Raw genomic sequence first — 331 nt, forward strand, 5'->3', positions numbered from 1 at the left:
TTTTTCGGTATGGGAAATCTGGGGTGCGCTGCTGCATGGCGGGCGCCTGGTGGTAGTGCCGCGCGCGGTGGCGCAATCGACGCCGGACTTCTACCAGCTGGTGCGGGACCAGCGAGTGACGGTGCTGAACCAGACGCCGTCAGCGTTCTATGCCTTCATCGAGCAGGATCAGTTGACGCCGACGCCGCTGGCGTTGCGCACGGTGGTGTTTGGCGGCGAGGCATTGGCCCTGGACAAGCTGCAGCCGTGGTTCGAGCGACACAGCGACATGGCGCCGGAGCTGGTGAATATGTACGGCATCACGGAAACGACGGTGCACGTGAGTTACCGC

Annotated in this window: 1 protein-coding gene; it reads left to right on the forward strand. The window is 63.7% G+C overall.

Going from position 1 to position 331, the window contains the following annotated elements; translation table 11 throughout:
• The coding region (locus tag SJI03_RS28905; protein ID WP_322429474.1) for an AMP-binding protein at positions 1–331 on the forward strand (331 nt) is incomplete at both ends.

This window comes from Janthinobacterium sp. GMG1, assembly GCF_034427795.1.
Classification (GTDB): domain Bacteria; phylum Pseudomonadota; class Gammaproteobacteria; order Burkholderiales; family Burkholderiaceae_D; genus Janthinobacterium.